This window comes from Brevundimonas sp., from assembly GCF_030682035.1.
GTDB lineage: Bacteria > Pseudomonadota > Alphaproteobacteria > Caulobacterales > Caulobacteraceae > Brevundimonas.
Genome location: NZ_JAUXQZ010000036.1, coordinates 26,064 through 39,397 on the forward strand (window position 1 = coordinate 26,064; position 13,334 = coordinate 39,397).

General features: G+C 67.9%; 17 protein-coding genes. 6 read left to right on the forward strand and 11 right to left on the reverse strand.

Annotated elements, in window-relative coordinates; translation table 11 throughout:
• Window positions 1–329 precede the first annotated feature (329 nt).
• The 8 genes from Q8K49_RS09805 to Q8K49_RS09840 form a co-directional block, all read right to left on the reverse strand.
• Window positions 330–785 (reverse strand): hypothetical protein, encoded by a 456-nt coding sequence (locus Q8K49_RS09805; RefSeq protein ID WP_305305663.1) that lies wholly within the window; start codon window positions 783–785, stop codon window positions 330–332.
• A 250-nt stretch (window positions 786–1,035) separates the two neighbouring features.
• The gene (dxs, locus tag Q8K49_RS09810; protein ID WP_305305665.1) at window positions 1,036–2,943 is read right to left on the reverse strand and encodes a 1-deoxy-D-xylulose-5-phosphate synthase; all 1,908 of its coding nucleotides are present in this window, start codon (window positions 2,941–2,943) and stop codon (window positions 1,036–1,038) included.
• A 115-nt stretch (window positions 2,944–3,058) separates the two neighbouring features.
• Entirely contained in the window at window positions 3,059–3,928 is an 870-nt protein-coding gene (locus tag Q8K49_RS09815) for a polyprenyl synthetase family protein (protein WP_305305756.1), read from the reverse strand.
• A gap of 38 nt (window positions 3,929–3,966) precedes the next feature.
• Complete coding sequence (locus tag Q8K49_RS09820; RefSeq protein WP_305305667.1) at window positions 3,967–4,317, reverse strand: tRNA-binding protein; 351 nt, start codon at window positions 4,315–4,317, stop codon at window positions 3,967–3,969.
• On the reverse strand, window positions 4,317–4,565 hold the full coding sequence (locus Q8K49_RS09825; RefSeq protein WP_305305669.1) for an exodeoxyribonuclease VII small subunit: 249 nt from the start codon (window positions 4,563–4,565) through the stop codon (window positions 4,317–4,319). Before Q8K49_RS09825 ends, Q8K49_RS09820 begins: the two co-directional genes overlap by 1 nt.
• Window positions 4,566–4,862: 297 nt before the next feature.
• A complete protein-coding gene (locus tag Q8K49_RS09830) occupies window positions 4,863–5,483 on the reverse strand; it encodes a peptidylprolyl isomerase (RefSeq protein WP_305305671.1) in 621 nt (206 codons plus the stop codon).
• Between the two features lie 16 nt (window positions 5,484–5,499).
• Window positions 5,500–6,123, reverse strand: a complete 624-nt coding sequence (locus Q8K49_RS09835; protein ID WP_370867765.1) for a histidine phosphatase family protein — start codon at window positions 6,121–6,123, stop codon at window positions 5,500–5,502.
• 86 nt (window positions 6,124–6,209) lie between these two features.
• Window positions 6,210–7,130: a histone deacetylase family protein gene (locus Q8K49_RS09840; protein WP_305305674.1), complete on the reverse strand. Its 921-nt coding sequence runs from the start codon at window positions 7,128–7,130 to the stop codon at window positions 6,210–6,212.
• 217 nt (window positions 7,131–7,347) lie between these two features.
• Between Q8K49_RS09840 and Q8K49_RS09845 the strand changes: the two genes are divergently transcribed.
• From Q8K49_RS09845 to Q8K49_RS09865, 5 genes are read left to right on the forward strand one after another with little or no spacing between them, the layout of a single operon-like run.
• A complete protein-coding gene (locus Q8K49_RS09845) occupies window positions 7,348–7,875 on the forward strand; it encodes a GNAT family N-acetyltransferase (protein ID WP_305305676.1) in 528 nt (175 codons plus the stop codon).
• Window positions 7,876–7,889: 14 nt separating this feature from the next.
• Window positions 7,890–8,177 carry a nucleotidyltransferase family protein gene (locus Q8K49_RS09850; protein WP_305305678.1) on the forward strand — a complete coding sequence of 96 codons (288 nt, stop codon included), beginning with the start codon at window positions 7,890–7,892 and terminating at the stop codon, window positions 8,175–8,177.
• A gap of 25 nt (window positions 8,178–8,202) precedes the next feature.
• On the forward strand, window positions 8,203–8,517 hold the full coding sequence (locus tag Q8K49_RS09855) for a DUF86 domain-containing protein (protein ID WP_305305680.1): 315 nt from the start codon (window positions 8,203–8,205) through the stop codon (window positions 8,515–8,517).
• Complete coding sequence (locus Q8K49_RS09860) at window positions 8,517–9,695, forward strand: VWA domain-containing protein (RefSeq protein WP_305305681.1); 1,179 nt, start codon at window positions 8,517–8,519, stop codon at window positions 9,693–9,695. The genes Q8K49_RS09855 and Q8K49_RS09860 overlap by 1 nt, the downstream gene beginning before the upstream one ends.
• A 36-nt stretch (window positions 9,696–9,731) precedes the next feature.
• Entirely contained in the window at window positions 9,732–10,256 is a 525-nt protein-coding gene (locus Q8K49_RS09865) for a hypothetical protein (RefSeq protein ID WP_305305682.1), read from the forward strand.
• 76 nt (window positions 10,257–10,332) lie between these two features.
• Here the strand turns inward: Q8K49_RS09865 and Q8K49_RS09870 are convergent, their stop codons facing one another.
• From Q8K49_RS09870 to Q8K49_RS09880, 3 genes are all read right to left on the reverse strand, one after another.
• Entirely contained in the window at window positions 10,333–10,518 is a 186-nt protein-coding gene (locus Q8K49_RS09870; protein ID WP_305305684.1) for a CsbD family protein, read from the reverse strand.
• Between the two features lie 88 nt (window positions 10,519–10,606).
• Window positions 10,607–11,056: an NUDIX domain-containing protein gene (locus Q8K49_RS09875; protein WP_305305685.1), complete on the reverse strand. Its 450-nt coding sequence runs from the start codon at window positions 11,054–11,056 to the stop codon at window positions 10,607–10,609.
• Between the two features lie 2 nt (window positions 11,057–11,058).
• Window positions 11,059–12,357: a sensor histidine kinase gene (locus tag Q8K49_RS09880; RefSeq protein WP_305305687.1), complete on the reverse strand. Its 1,299-nt coding sequence runs from the start codon at window positions 12,355–12,357 to the stop codon at window positions 11,059–11,061.
• A gap of 189 nt (window positions 12,358–12,546) precedes the next feature.
• Between Q8K49_RS09880 and Q8K49_RS09885 the strand changes: the two genes are divergently transcribed.
• Window positions 12,547–13,257: a hypothetical protein gene (locus tag Q8K49_RS09885; RefSeq protein ID WP_305305689.1), complete on the forward strand. Its 711-nt coding sequence runs from the start codon at window positions 12,547–12,549 to the stop codon at window positions 13,255–13,257.
• The last annotated feature ends 77 nt before the right edge of the window (window positions 13,258–13,334 follow it).

The window sequence follows — 13,334 nt, forward strand, 5'->3', positions numbered from 1 at the left end:
CGCAAGGGTCCGGACGACGATTCCGGGACGACGTTTCCCGCTCGATCACACCCCGCCGCACGCTGATGGCCCTGGCGCCAGACGCCCTCCCCCGCGACGGGATGGGCAGAAGGATAAGTCCGCCTCCAACCCGACTAACGATAAAGTTTCTGACGCCGTCAGGAGGTTGATCCGGTGGGGTATTTTCTTGCCAGCCCGACTATGAGTCCGTGGATTGCCAGCACAGCGTCATGGCGTTTCCGTCTCCTCCCTGTCGCGAAGCGATGGGGAGGTGGCGCGGCGCGGCTTCGCGCCGTGACGGAGGGGTAGGGACGGCGGAGCGGTGCCCCTCACGACCCCGGCACGACCGGCGCCGCGTCCGCGGGCGTGGCCGGGGTGGGTCCCGCGGCGTCGGAGGCGGCCTGGCAGCGCTGGCCCGCATAAAGGCCGTTCAGATAGTACCAGCGATGCCGGACCGCCGTGGCCTCGGCCTCCTTGCGTTCGCGATCGGACGCGGTCAGGGCGTCGGCGCCCGCGATCGCCAGCCCCGCGCCGGGAATAATCATCGCGGCTCCGGCGCGGACAACGCCGCCGAGGCGGCCGAACAGACCACCGGCCGGTTCACCCCCCATCGCCTCGCTGAGCTGGGCGGCTTCTTCGGAGACAGCGGCGCAGGTCAGGGTGGCGTCGGTCGCGCGGATGACCTCGATCGGGCCCGGCGCGGGGGCCTCGGCCTCCTGCGCCCACACGGGTGAAACAGCGCCCAGACCCAGGGCGACGGCGGCGCATACGGTAACGGACTTCATAATACTCAACCCTCAAAGCCCCGCAAAGGAACGGCTCTGAGGCACGCTGGTTGCGTTCTCCCTCCCCCGAAGTGGGGAGGGACGGCGAGGCGCAGCGGAGCCCGGGTGGGGAACGCCAGTCCCGCATCGGCGGCGACCGGCTTCGCAATTCCCCACCCTGTCGTCGCGGAGCCTGTCCTCGGGCCGACCTTTGGTCGGACCCGGGGGCGCCGACATCCCTCCCCACTTCGGGGGAGGGAGACGCGAGGGGCTAAGCCCGGACCGCCCGGCTCGCCGCGACGCCCAGCGCCTGCAAGGCGGCGGCGGCTATGTGCTCGGCGTTGAGACCGGCGGTGGCGTACATGGCGGCCGGATCAGCCTGGTCCTGGAAGACGTCGGGCAGGCACAGGGTGCGGATCTTCAGGCCGGCGTCGAGCGCGCCCTTTTCGGCGAGGAGCTGAAGCACGAAGGCGCCGAAGCCGCCCATGGCGCCCTCCTCCACCGTGATCAAGCATTCGTGGTCGCGGGCCAGACGCAGGATCAGGTCGGCGTCCAGCGGCTTGGCGAAGCGGGCGTCGGCGACGGTGGCCGAGACGCCGCGGGCGGCGAGCGCGTCGGCGGCCTTGAGCGATTCCTGCAGGCGGGTGCCGAGGCTGAGGATGGCGACGGTCGTGCCCTCGCGCACGATGCGGCCCTTGCCGATCTCGAGCGGCGCGGCGAGTTCGGGAATCTCGACGCCGACGCCGTCGCCGCGCGGATAGCGGAAGGCCGAGGGGCGGTCGTCGATCTCGAGCGAGGTGGCGATCATGGCGGCGAGGTCGGCCTCGTCGGCGGCGGCCATGAGGATCATGCCCGGCAGGGCCCCCATGAAGCCGATGTCGAAGGACCCGGCGTGGGTGGCGCCGTCCGCTCCGACCAGCCCGGCGCGGTCCATGGCGAAGCGGACCGGCAGCTTCTGGATGGCGACGTCGTGGACGACCTGGTCGTAACCGCGCTGGAGGAAGGTCGAATAGATGGCGCAGACCGGCTTCATCCCGTCGGCGGCGAGGCCGGCGGCGAAGGTGACGGCATGCTGTTCGGCGATGCCGACATCATAGGTGCGCTCGGGGAAGGCCTGGCCGAACAGGTCCAGCCCGGTGCCCGACGGCATGGCGGCGGTGATGGCGACGATGGATGGGTCGAGCGCCGCGCGCTTGATCATCTCGGTCCCGAACACCTTGGTGTAGCTGGGAGCGTTGGAGACGGATTTGGACTGCTGACCGGAGACCACGTCGAACCTGGCCACGGCGTGAAGCTTGTCAGCGCTGCTCTCGGCCGGGGCGTAGCCCTTGCCCTTTTGCGTGACGACATGGACGATCACCGGGCGGTCGGTGATGGCGGCGGCGTTCCGGAGGATGGGGACCAGGTTGTCCATGTCGTGGCCGTCGACCGGCCCGACATAGTAGAAGCCCAGTTCCTCGAAGAAGGTGCCGCCGACGATCATGCCGCGGGCGTATTCCTCGGCCTTGCGGGCGACATTGCGGAACGGACGCGGCAGGTGTTCGGCGACCGACTTCCCGAAACGGCGGAAATTGCGATAGGCGCCGCCCGAGACCTGTTTGGCCAGATAGGCGCTCATGCCGCCGACCGGAGGGGCGATCGACATGTCGTTGTCATTCAGGATGACGACCAGCTGTTTCGTGGTCTCGGCGGCGTTGTTCATGGCCTCATAGGCCATGCCGGCGGACATGGAGCCGTCGCCGATGACCGCCACGACCTTGTTGGTCTCGCCCTTCTGGTCGCGGGCGGCGCAGAAGCCGAGGGCGGCGCTGATCGAGGTCGAGGCGTGGGCGGCGCCGAAGGGGTCGTATTCGCTCTCGCTGCGCTTGGTGAAGCCCGACAGGCCGCCGGGCTGGCGCAGGGTGCGGATGCGGTCGCGGCGCCCGGTCAGGATCTTGTGCGGATAGCACTGGTGGCCGACGTCCCAGATCAGGATGTCCTTCGGCGTCTCGAACACATGGTGCAGGGCGACGGTCAGCTCGACCACGCCGAGGCCTGCGCCGAGGTGGCCGCCGGTCGTGGAGACCGCGTCGATGGTCTCGGCGCGTAGTTCATCCGCCAACTGGCGCAGCTGGGGGATATCGAACCCACGCGTGTCGGCGGGGAGGCGAACCTGGTTGAGCAACGGGGTGTCGGGCATGCGGGCGTACGTACCTAAGCCTTTGGTCTTCCAACCCGCTGTAGCGCATTTCGCTGCGGTGCGGGTCGAGGTGATCTGAAAAATCGATGCAGGTTCGGTGCAGGCCCGGACCGCGTCAGGACTGGCGCTTTAGCACGAAGTCCACACTGGCCTTGAGGATTTCAGCGTCGTGACCGAAGACGTCGAGGTGTGCGCGGGCCTGGTCGGCCAGGTGCGCGACGCGATGCCGCGCCGCATCGACCCCCAGCAGGGTGACGAAATTGGTCTTGCCGCGCGCCGCGTCCTTGTTGGCCGCCTTGCCCAGGATGTCCTCGTCGCCCTCGACATCCAGCAGATCGTCGACGATCTGATACGCTAGGCCGATGTCGTGGGCGAAGCTGATCAGGGCCTGACGGTGAACCTCGCGGGCGCCGGCGATGATCAGGGGAATCTCGAAGGCGTAGGTGAACAGGGCGCCGGTCTTGAGCCGCTGCATGCGGGCCACGCCGCCGAGGTCGTCGCGCACGCCCAGCAGATCGATCATCTGGCCGCCGGCCATGCCGCGCGCGCCACTGGCAAGCGACAGGCGGGCGGCAAGCGCGCAGCGGATTTCGGCGTCGTCGTGGGTGTCGGGGTGCAGCAGGATGTCGAAGGCGGCGGTCTGGAGCGCGTCGCCGGCGAGGACGGCGGTGGCCTCGTCATAGGCCCTGTGCACCGTGGGCCGCCCGCGGCGCACGTCGTCGTCGTCCATACAGGGCAGATCGTCGTGGACCAGGCTGTAGGCGTGGACGCATTCAAGGGCGCAGGCGGCGCGGAGCACCGGCCGCTCCTCGATGTCGAACAGATTGGCGGCCTCCAGCGCAAAGAAGGGCCGCAGCCGCTTGCCGGGACCGAGGGCGGCGTAGCGCATGGCCTCGGTCAGGCGCGATTCGGGACCGTCGGCGCGGGGCAGGAGCTCGTCGAGGGCGACAGTGACCAGATCGGCGATCTCGGCCACCCGGTCGATGACGCCCTGCTCAGGGGAGTTGGCTGCGAAGGCGGGGGTCAAAACAGCCTCCCGCCAACAGGGACGTCGCGATCGACGCCGATCAGGACGACCTCCCCCGCCGCATCGGGAAAGCCGAGGGTCAGGACCTCGGACATGAAGGGGCCGATCTGGCGCGGCGGGAAGTTGACGACGGCGGCGACCTTGCGGCCCAGCAACTGGTCGCGGCTGTAGTGGGTGGTGATCTGGGCCGAGGACTTCTTGACCCCGAGGTCGGGCCCGAAGTCGATGGTCAGCTTCCAGGCGGGCTTGCGCGCTTCGGGGAAGGGATCGACGGCGAGAACCTGACCCACGCGGACATCGACCTTCATGAAGTCGTCGAAGGTGATCTGTCCGGCGGGGGCCGGCATCAGCTGAACTCGGCCGGTTCGACGCCCTTCGCCTGGCCGTCGGGGCCGACCACGATCTTCTCGACGCGAAGTTGGGCGGCCTTGAGCCGGTTCTCGCAATGGGCCTTGAGCCGCGCGCCCTCCTCATAGAGGGCGATGGATTCCTCCAGCGGGGCCTGGCCGGACTCGAGTTTGGAGACGATGGCCTCGAGACGCTGCAGGGCGTCCTCGAAGCTGAGCTCGGCGGGGATGGAGGCTGTGTTGGTCATCGTGCGCGACCCTAGAGGGGGCGGGGGCGGGCCTCAAGCAGAGACCGGCGCCCGGTCGGCCATTTGCGGGGGGTGGAAGGTTCATCACAACGAACACGACGAGATCACAAAGGACACGGCGGGACCGGGGATGGGTTGAGGTCCGCGCCTTCTTCCGCGTTCCTCGATCGCGGCGTACGCCGCATTTGATCAAAGCCCCGGCGCGGTTCTGTCGTCCTCTCAGGACCCGTTGTGTCCTTTGTGATCTCGTCGTGTCCTTTGTGATGAACCCGCTCTGGTCGGAGCAAGCGCGCCGGCTCAGGGGACGGGGGCGCGGCGGGCGGAGACGATGCGGACGCGGGGGTCCAGCATCTGGCCGCGCATGAAGCCTTCGCCCTCGGTGGGGGATTTGGGGGCGGCGAGGATGGCGCGGACCACGTCCATGCCCTCGATCACCCGACCAAAGACGGCGAAGCCCGGATCGCCCGGGGCGGCCCGACCGGCGTCAAAGCCCGACAGATTGCCGACGATGATGAAGAAGTCACCGTCGGCCGTGCCCGGATCGAAGCGCGCCATGGACAGGGCGCCGTCGATGTGGCGCAGGCCCGTCTGGCTGGTCGGCTCATGGGCGATGGGCGGAAGGATGCGGTCAGGCGCGTTGGCGGTCCCGCCCTGGACGACGCCGGTCCCGGCGCCCAGTTCCATGCCGCGGTAGAAGTCAGTCCCGTTGTAACGGCCCTCATCCACATAGCGCAGGAAGTTGGCGGCGGTGACCGGGGCGCGGGGATCGGTCTCGACGAGGATCGACCCGGCGGTGGTTTCGAGGAGGACCCGGACGGCAGCGGGGGCCGGCGGCGAGGGAACATCCTGCGCGATCGCCGGAGCCGACAGGGCGGCGGCGAGGCAGAGGGCGAAGGCGAGCAAGGACCGGCGGATCATCGTCCTCTCCCGAAGGTCAGCGCTTTTCGTAGCGGCGCTGGGACCAGTATTTGAAGCCCTGATTGTGGACCAGGTCCCAGCCGTCGGCGCGCAGGCGGCGGCCGACCATGTGATTGAAATAGCCATGGGCGAGGACCAGCACGTCCTGACCGCTCTCGGCGCGCGCGATCAGGGCCCGGGCGGCGGCCTCGGAACGGGCTTCCGCTTCGGCGCGTGTCTCCTGGCCCTCGTGGTGGTTGAAGGCGTGCCACCAGATGCGGGCCACGACGCCCCAGTATTTGGGAGGCAGTTTGAACCAGGCCGGGAAGCGGGGCGGCGGCAGGGGCGCTTCGATGAAGAGTGCGTCGGACATGACTTCGCGGCCCGCGCAGATGGCGGCGGCGGTTTCCTGGGCGCGGGGGCGGGTGGAGGCGTAGATCGCGCCCGCCCCCTCGGCGGTGGCCAGCAGTTCGGGCGGCGGGGTCTGGCCGGCGCGCAGGCCGCCGACCTCGTATTTGGCCCACCAGTCACGGTACTGGTCAGAGGTCAGATAGCATTTGCGCGACAGGGCCGGCTCGCCGTGGCGGGCCAGAACAATGGCGCCGGGGCGCACCGAGACAAGGGCGGCGCGGGGCGGCGACGACGGCGCGGTCGCTGTCATCGAAGGAGCCGGCGGGTCGGCCATCACTGAGTCTCTGGCGGGGGCGGGCATGATGTGCGGAGGATAGGCCGTTGGCGAACCGTCCCTTATTCCTCCCCCAAGGCCTGAACATGGGCGACCGCGGAACGGCCCAGCCCCTCTAGGTCGTAACCGCCCTCGAGCGAGGACACAACCTTGCCCCCGCAGCACGATCGCGCGACCTCGAGCACGGCGCGGGTCGCCCAGGCGAAATCCTCGGCCTCAAGGCTTTGATGCGCCAGCGGATCGCGACGATGGGCGTCGAAGCCGGCGGAGATCAGGATCAGGTCGGGGGAGAAGGCCTGAAGCGCAGGCATGAGGCCGCCGGAGAAGGTCGCGCGCCAGGCCTCGCGGGCGGTGTGGGGCGGCACCGGGACGTTGACGATATTGCCGACGCCGGTTTCGGAGGCCGCGCCCGTCCCCGGATAGAGGGGCATCTGGTGGATGGAGCCAAGGAAGAGGCTGTCGTCGGTCTCGAAGGCGGCTTGAGTGCCGTTGCCGTGGTGGACGTCGAAATCGATGACGGCGACGCGCGCCAGACCCCCGGCCTGGGCCACCCTGGCGGCGACGGCGACATTGGAGAACAGGCAGAAGCCCATGCTCTGGTCCGGCTCGGCGTGATGGCCGGGCGGACGGACGGCGGCGAAGGCGCGGGCGGTCTCGCCGCGGGCGACGGCCCGAACGGCGTCTATGACCGCTCCGGCGGCGAGGCGGGCGGCGCGGACGCTGCCGGGGGACAGGACGGTGTCGGCGTCGAGCTGGCGGAAGCCGCTGTCGGGCGCGGCGGCCAGGATGTCGGCGACATGGGCGGCGGGGTGCAGCCGTTCGAGGTCGGCGACGGCGGCCTCGGTGGCGGCGCGACGGTCGAGACCGAGGCTGGCCGCGTCGAGGGCATCGAGCACGGCCTGGAGCCGCTCGGGGCTTTCGGGATGGCCGACGCCGGGGCGATGGGCCAGCATATCGGGATGGGTGAAGAGGGCGACGCTCATCGGCGGGAGGATAGGGGGATGGGCCTGCAAAAAATACCCGCTCATCCCGGCGAAAGCCGGGACGCAGAGCTTTGGGTGATGCAGTGGGTCCGGTGGTCGGCGCCCGGTTGTCCTGAGGCGCCGGCGTCTCGCTGGACAGGACTGGGTCCCGGCTTTCGCCGGGATGAGCGGAATTTTGGGGGTTGAGTCGGGCGGCTCATGGGGTGAAAGCGGGGCCATGACAGACGCCCTGATCCGCCCCGCCGTTGACGCCGACGCCGCCGCCCTTGGCGTGCTGGGACGGCAGACCTTTCTCGACACCTTCGTAGAGGGGTTCGCCATCCCCTATCCCGCCGACGATCTGGCGGGCTTCCTCGACGCGAGTTTTAGCCCCGGAGCGATCCGGGCGAAGCTGAACGAACCGGGCGCGGCCTGGTGGGTGGCCGAGCGGGACGGCGAACTGCTGGCCTTCGCCAACACGGGACCGAACACCCTGCCCCATCCGGAAGCGAGGCCGAGCCATGCGGAGTTGCGGCGGCTGTATGTGTCGAAGGCGGCGCAGGGGCTGGGTCTGGGCACCAAACTGCTGGCGATCGCGCTGGACTGGATGGAGGCGCACAGCGACGGGCCGCTGTGGATCGGCGTCTGGAACGGGAACCTGAAGGCGCAGCGGCTCTATGAGGCGTACGGGTTCGAAAAGGCGGGCGAGTACCAGTATCCCGTCGGACGCTGGCTGGACGACGAGTTCATCTACCGGCGCGGATAGACTATAAGAGCCCGATGACCCGCGACGAACTGCTGATCAAGTTGCGCGAGCTGAAGCCTTGGCTGGAGGAGCAAGGCATTGTGAATGTGCGCCTGTTCGGCAGCTATGCCCGCGACGAGGCGGGGCCGGACAGCGATGTGGATCTGCTGGTGGACATCACCAAGCCCCTCGGCTTCCGGTTTTTCGGCATTGAGGATGAGATCGGCGAGCAATTGGGGGCCCGTGTGGAGATGGTGACCGCAAGGTCTGTTGAGAATCCCTATATCAGGCACACAGTGGAACGAGACGCCCTTGTGGTCTGACCGGGACGCCGCACTGATCCAAGAGATGCAGGTCAGGCTGGATCAGATCGCGTCGCTTGTCGCGGATGAGGATCGCGAAACATTCCTGGCCGACGAGGCGAAGCCCCATGCTTTAGCGATGTTCTTCGTGGTGGTCGGGGAAGCAGCAAGCAAAGTGAGCCCAGAACTAAAAGCGGCTTATCCTGACCTCGCTTGGGAGTTCGCAAGGCGCCTTCGAAACCTGATCGCCCATGAGTATCGAAGGGTCGATTGGAATCTCCTCTGGACCATCGCGACAGAGGACGCTCCCAGACTGAGAGCCGATCTGCCCCAACCTCCTCCTCCTGAGGCGTTGGACTGATGCTTATCCCCTTCTTCACTGCTCTCCGTGACGCGCGCGTGCCCGTGTCGATGAAGGAATGGCTCCATCTGATGGAGGCCATGGACCGGGATATCGCCGGGCGAAAGGTCGATGACTTCTACCATCTGTCGCGGGCGGTGCTGGTCAAGGACGAGAAACACTTCGACCGGTTCGATCAGGTGTTCGGCAAGGTCTTCGCCGGGATCGAAACCGTCGGCGCGGGTGACGAACCGGCGCTGGATGTGCCCGAGGACTGGCTGAAGCTGCTGAACGAAAAATACCTGACCGACGAGGAAAAGGCGCAGATCGAAGCCTTGGGCGGGTTCGACAAGCTGATGGAGACGCTGAAACAGCGGCTGGAGGAACAGCAGGGCCGCCACGAGGGCGGCGCCAAATGGCTCGGCACGGGCGGGACCAGCCCGTTCGGGCACGGCGGCTACAATCCCGAAGGCGTGCGCGTCGGCGGTCCGGGCAAGCAGGGCCGGGCGGTCAAGGTCTGGGAAAAGCGCGAATACCGCAATCTGGACGATCAGGTCGAACTGGGCACGCGCAACATCAAGGTCGCGCTGCGCCGCCTGCGCCGGTTCGCGCGGCAGGGGGCCGAGGACGAGCTGGACATGGACGCCACCATCGACGGCACCGCGCGTCAGGGCTGGCTGGACATCCACATGCGGGCCGAGCGACGCAACACCATCAAGGTGCTGCTGTTTCTCGACATCGGCGGCTCGATGGATGCCCATGTGAGGATGTGCGAGGAGCTGTTCTCGGCGGCGAAAACCGAATTCAAACATCTGGAATTCTTCTACTTCCACAACTGCCTCTACGAGGGCGTGTGGAAGGACAACCGGCGTCGGCATGAGCGGAAGATCCCGACCTGGGAGGTGCTGAACAAATACCCGGCCGACTGGCGCGCCATCTTCGTCGGCGACGCGACAATGAGCCCGTATGAAGTGACCATGCCCGGCGGCTCGGTCGAGCACTGGAACGAGGAGACGGGCGCTGTCTGGATGAAGCGGGCGACGCAGCAGTGGGACAAGGTCGCCTGGCTGAACCCGTCGCCCGAGCGATACTGGAGCTATTCGGCCTCGGTCGGGATGGTGCGCGAGCTGGTCGATGAGCGGATGTATCCGCTGACACTGGAAGGGCTGGAGAAGGCGATGCGGGCGCTGACCAAATAGGTTAGGGTTTTGGGGTCGTCCCTGGAGGGTTTCGCCATGCTCGCCGTCGTCTTCGCCGTCATGCTGCAACAGGCCGCCCCCCTGCCCGCCGCCACAGGCCAGGTGGTGTGGGAGACGCCCGCGCCCGTCGCACCTGCGGAAGTCGTTGTGGCCGTCGATATCCCCGCGATCCCCGACTCCGCCCGCGCCGATCCCTATGGCTATGAGCGGGCCGAATGCAGTCCGCTGATCCGCAAGGCCGAGGAATCCCTGGAGGCCTGTCAGGCGCGGGTCCGGATGATGCTTGCCGCCCACCTGGGCGACGCCCTGCCCGCCGGCCTGACTCCCGCGGGCGCGCCGGACGAATGCCAGCAGGAGGCCGCCGGCGACCGCTACGCCCTGCAGTGCGGCGCGCCGGCCCGCGCCGACCGGCCGACGGCGGCGCTGGAGGAGCGGAGCTGCGAAACCCGCCCCCGCGTCCAGCCGCAGGGCGGCGTGGCCTGGACCGAGGAATGCCGTCCCGTCAGCGGCGTTCGCGCGGATGATGACGGTCTGAGAGTCCGGCTGGGCGGCCAAGATTAGCTGAACAGAGGCGTCCGGACATAACAACGCCGCGCCCGGGGTGCGGACGCGGCGTCGCAGCGCTTCGGAAGGGTGCCTAGTTGCGCTTGTCTTCGCGCAGGGTGTCCTTCATGCCGCCGACGGCGTTCTGGACCTTGCCCTCGACCTGGTCGGCGCGTCCTTCAGCCTTGAGCTTTTCATCGCCGGTCAGCTTGCCGGCGGCTTCCTTGATGTTGCCGCCCAGGTTCTTGGCGGCGCCTTCGACTCGATCATGATCGGGCATGGGAAATCTCCTGACTGACGCATCGCCGAACTGACGATGCCTGCTCCAGAAGAGCGAACCATAGCGGTTCGCGTTCCGTACTGTGGCGCTAGAAGCAGCGTCGCAGCCAGACCGTCACCGCCCAGGCGTGGGCGTCGTGGCGGAGTTGGGCGAGGGCTTCAAGCGGATAGAGCCAGACCAGCTCGTGATCGGCCTCGACCTTGGCGGCGGGGTCGAGCGACAGTTGTTGGGCGATCCAGAAGCCGCCGATGTTGTTGATCGGCTCGCCGTCCGACTTGCGGAAATACTGCGACGCTTCGGCGATGCGGGTCAGCGGCCGCACCGTCATGCCGGTTTCCTCGAGAAACTCGCGCGCCACGGCCTGTTCCTCGGTCTCGCCGCCGTCGACGGCGCCGCCCGGTAGGTCAAGATAGCTGCCTTCGCCGCGGTCCACGCGGACGCAGGCGAGTTTGCCGCTCTCAAACACCAGACCGAAGGCGGTGGGGCGCGGGCGATGGTCGAGGCCGGGCGCGGCGGTTCCGAACTGCAGGCGCGTCATGCTCAGAGATCGAACGCCAGACGGGCGCGCACGCCCCTGTGGGCCCTGTCGAACTCGACCGCCGACCGCAGGCCGGACGCCATGGCGGAAATGATCTTGCCGCCCAGACCAGTGCCCTTGACCGCGCCGTCGCCCATGCCGGGGCCGTCGTCCTCGACCGTCAGTATGGCGCGCCCGTTCGGATCCTGAACGAGGCTGACGCGAATCTGGCCCGGCTTGCCCGGCTCATAGGCGTATTTCACCGCATTGGTGACCAGTTCGGTGACCACCACGCCGAGCGATACGGCCTGATCGGTCGAGACCCGCATGGGCGTGGCCTCGAGATGGATGGAACAGCCGCCCTCGTTCGGGCAGAGCGATTGCGACAGTTCGCCAATCAGACCCTCGAGATATTCGTCCATGGCCACCGAGGTCATGTCGCCCGAGGTGTAGAGCCGGCGGTGCACGTGGGCGACAGCCTCGATCCGGGCCTGGGACTCTTTCAGCGCGGCGCGGGCGCCTTCGTCAACCAGATGGCGCAGCTGAAGCGACATGAAGCTGGAAACCAGTTGCAGGGAATTGCCGACGCGGTGGTTGACCTCGCGCAGCATGGCCTCGGCGCGGTCGCGGGCGATGGTCAGTTCGAAGGTGCGGTCGAGAACCTGATGCTCGAGACCGGCGTTCAGGCGGTCGAGGGCGTCGCGGCCGGCCTGAACCTCGATGACGTAGCGCCGGATCAACCAGGCGCTAGCGCCGGCGAGGACCAGAATCAGGGCGCCGCCGAGGGCGTTGGCGACGACGGTGATATTGCCCGCCCATTCCGACTGCCGGGTTCGGAACTGCAATCGCGTCGCCTGTATCTCGTCGATAGTGGCGATCTCGGTCCGCATGGCGTCCATCAGGACCTGGCCTTCGCCCCTCCGGAGCACCGCCACTGCGTCGTCCAGGCGGCCCATGCGGGCCATGACGATGGTCCGCTCCATCACGGCCAGTCTTTGGTCCGAAAGCTCGCGGACGCGCTCGACCCGCGGTCCGAGGTCTGGATCGCCAACCGTCAACCCGCCCAGTTCCTGCATCAGGTCCGGTAGCTTCTGAATCGCCTCATCGTGGATGGACAGATACCCAGGCCGGGCGGTCAGCAGGAAGCCGCGCTGACCGGTTTCCGCGTCAACGAGCCGGGTCAGAACCTCGCGGGAAACCAGACGGACCTGCTCGGCCTCCTCGACGGTGTCGTTGAACGCGACGGTGCGCTGGATCAGCACGAAGACCGCGAGGTTGAGCACCAACATCAGCGCGATGGCCAACGCCAGAAGGCCGGCCACGCGTCGTCCGAGCGTCGGCGTACGGACGAACCGACTGAGGGCTGAAAGCGTAGGGCGGAGCGCCGAAATCATCGTCGGGGAGCATTAGCGGGGCGTTTGGCCCTGTCCAGTCGCGTATCGGGAGAAACCCTCGCGGTTCGGTGGTTTTAGGGTAAAGATTACTCCAGGTCAGGATCGGGGGAGTTTGACATGGTATGGTGGTGGTGGATCGCTCCGGCGGTCGTTGGCCTGATTGGCGTCATTTTGCTGTTCCGCGGCCTGATGGCCCTGTTCCGGGGTCGGGTGTTCAGCGGCCTGCTGGTCGGGGCAGGCGGCGCGGGCTTCATGGCGGCGGCGGCGATCGCCGCCCTGCTGGCCCTCGACGTGCAGACCTATGGCCGGCTGACCTATGAGCGGCCGGTGGCGACGATTCAGACCCGGCAGCTTGGACCGCAGTATTTCGAGGCAACGGTGATGCGGCCCGGCATGGGCGAGAACGCGCCTGGGGTCAGCAACCTGTATCCGCTTCACGGCGACGAATGGCGTATCGAGGCGCAGGTGCTGAAGTGGAAACCTTGGGCCAATGTGCTGGGGCTGGACGCCCAGTACCGGCTGGACCGGCTGTCGGGCCGCTATCACTCGATCGAGCAGGAAATCAATGCGACGCGCAGCGTGCATCCGCTGACCGGCGGCGACCCGAGGACCGAAGGCCTGCCCTGGAAGGTCAGCGCCTGGGACGCGGCGCGGAAATATCGGAAATACCTCGATGCGGTCGACACCCTGTATGGCGGCGGCGCCTATATGCCGATGGCCGACGGGGCCAAATACGAGGTCTGGATCACCCAGTCCGGACTGGTCGCCCGGCCCGCCAACGACGCGGCGCGCGCGGCTTCGGCAGGGGGCTGGACCGAGGTTCAATAGTCTCCTCCCTGTCGCGTAGCGATGGGGAGGTGGCGCGGCGCGGCTTCGCGCCGTGACGGAGGGGTAGGCTACGGCGG

Coding starts and splice junctions, on each gene's coding strand:
- Q8K49_RS09805 (WP_305305663.1), bottom strand. CDS start 785: ATGAAGTCCGTTACCGTATGCGCCGCCGTCGCCCTGGGTCTGGGCGCT.
- dxs (WP_305305665.1), bottom strand. CDS start 2,943: ATGCCCGACACCCCGTTGCTCAACCAGGTTCGCCTCCCCGCCGACACG.
- Q8K49_RS09820 (WP_305305667.1), bottom strand. CDS start 4,317: ATGCCGGCCCCCGCCGGACAGATCACCTTCGACGACTTCATGAAGGTC.
- Q8K49_RS09825 (WP_305305669.1), bottom strand. CDS start 4,565: ATGACCAACACAGCCTCCATCCCCGCCGAGCTCAGCTTCGAGGACGCC.
- Q8K49_RS09830 (WP_305305671.1), bottom strand. CDS start 5,483: ATGATCCGCCGGTCCTTGCTCGCCTTCGCCCTCTGCCTCGCCGCCGCC.
- Q8K49_RS09835 (WP_370867765.1), bottom strand. CDS start 6,123: ATGACAGCGACCGCGCCGTCGTCGCCGCCCCGCGCCGCCCTTGTCTCG.
- Q8K49_RS09840 (WP_305305674.1), bottom strand. CDS start 7,130: ATGAGCGTCGCCCTCTTCACCCATCCCGATATGCTGGCCCATCGCCCC.
- Q8K49_RS09845 (WP_305305676.1), top strand. CDS start 7,348: ATGACAGACGCCCTGATCCGCCCCGCCGTTGACGCCGACGCCGCCGCC.
- Q8K49_RS09850 (WP_305305678.1), top strand. CDS start 7,890: ATGACCCGCGACGAACTGCTGATCAAGTTGCGCGAGCTGAAGCCTTGG.
- Q8K49_RS09855 (WP_305305680.1), top strand. CDS start 8,203: ATGCAGGTCAGGCTGGATCAGATCGCGTCGCTTGTCGCGGATGAGGAT.
- Q8K49_RS09860 (WP_305305681.1), top strand. CDS start 8,517: ATGCTTATCCCCTTCTTCACTGCTCTCCGTGACGCGCGCGTGCCCGTG.
- Q8K49_RS09865 (WP_305305682.1), top strand. CDS start 9,732: ATGCTCGCCGTCGTCTTCGCCGTCATGCTGCAACAGGCCGCCCCCCTG.
- Q8K49_RS09870 (WP_305305684.1), bottom strand. CDS start 10,518: ATGCCCGATCATGATCGAGTCGAAGGCGCCGCCAAGAACCTGGGCGGC.
- Q8K49_RS09875 (WP_305305685.1), bottom strand. CDS start 11,056: ATGACGCGCCTGCAGTTCGGAACCGCCGCGCCCGGCCTCGACCATCGC.
- Q8K49_RS09885 (WP_305305689.1), top strand. CDS start 12,547: ATGGTATGGTGGTGGTGGATCGCTCCGGCGGTCGTTGGCCTGATTGGC.